This window comes from Ralstonia sp. VS2407 (assembly GCF_052950655.1).
In genome coordinates this window covers 1-455 of sequence record NZ_JBRFVG010000293.1, presented here as the reverse complement: position 1 = coordinate 455, position 455 = coordinate 1, and the positions used below count along the sequence as shown (strand labels likewise).

Genomic DNA, 455 nt, shown 5'->3' with positions numbered 1-455 from the left:
CATGTACACCGAGGAGGTCGGCGTCAGCCCGTTAGACCCCGGGGATGGGTACCGACGTCACATGCTCGAGCTCGTTCGGCAGGGGCGTGGTCTTGGCATCGTTGACGACGGTGACGTGCGCTGGAAGTCCGACGTCGCCGTCACGTGGGGGAATGTTTGCCAGATCCAGGGGGTGTGGATGGACCCGGCATGGCGTGGTCGTGGCCTGGCCGCCCCGGCGATGGCTGCCGTCGTCGAGCTGGCCCGGCGCGACCACGACACCGTCTCGCTGTACGTCAACGACTTCAACACCCGTGCCTTACGCACCTACCGGAGGGTCGGGTTCGAGCGGATCGGGACAATGGCGACACTTCTCTACTGAGGGTCTGTGACGTGCAAGCCGACCTCGAGATGGGCGCGATGAGTATCGTCTGCAACCCTGGCATGCCGATGATGTGGGGCTGTGCAATCCAGAC

1 protein-coding gene is annotated in these 455 nt (G+C 64.6%); it reads left to right on the top strand.

Annotated elements, in window-relative coordinates:
* A partial coding sequence (locus ACU8YE_RS25125) for a GNAT family N-acetyltransferase (RefSeq protein ID WP_446930277.1) occupies positions 1-361 on the top strand: 361 nt, incomplete at its 5' end.
* Positions 362-455 lie beyond the last annotated feature (94 nt).